This is a genomic window from Mesorhizobium sp. M1E.F.Ca.ET.063.01.1.1, assembly GCF_003998155.1.
Taxonomy (GTDB): Bacteria; Pseudomonadota; Alphaproteobacteria; order Rhizobiales; family Rhizobiaceae; genus Mesorhizobium.
The window spans coordinates 1-385 of record NZ_RZSC01001796.1 but is presented as its reverse complement, the minus strand read 5'-3'; the positions used below and the strand labels follow the sequence as shown (position 1 = coordinate 385).

Here is a 385-nt window from a genome sequence, read left to right as displayed (position 1 = left end):
AGTTTCTGCTCGGGCATGATCCGCGCGAACACCGTTGCGGTCTTCACGCGCGCCGACAGGGCTGCGTCATCCTGCGCCTTGAGCTCTTCGCCGGTGACGACATCGTTGAAGTCGAGCCCGGCCCCGCGGGCGATAGCTCTGGCTGTCGCGGGATAGTCCCCGGTGATCATGATCACTCTGATGCCGGCGGAGCGGCAATTGCTCACCGCGTCCGGAACCTCCGCTCGCAGAGGATCGGCAAGCCCGACGAGACCCAAGAATTCAAATTCGAATTCAGTCTGCTTGTCCGGCAGTTGATCGCCAGCATGGCTGGAACGCGCGACGCCCAAGACGCGCAGTCCTTCCGTGGCCATGGCGTCCACAACATCCTTGAGCGAAGCGACAC

1 protein-coding gene is annotated in these 385 nt (G+C 62.9%); it reads right to left on the bottom strand.

The genetic code is table 11. From position 1 onward, the window contains the following. Nucleotides 1–385 (bottom strand): HAD family hydrolase (locus EOA29_RS40915; RefSeq protein ID WP_127222631.1); only part of this gene is annotated, 385 nt, incomplete at both ends.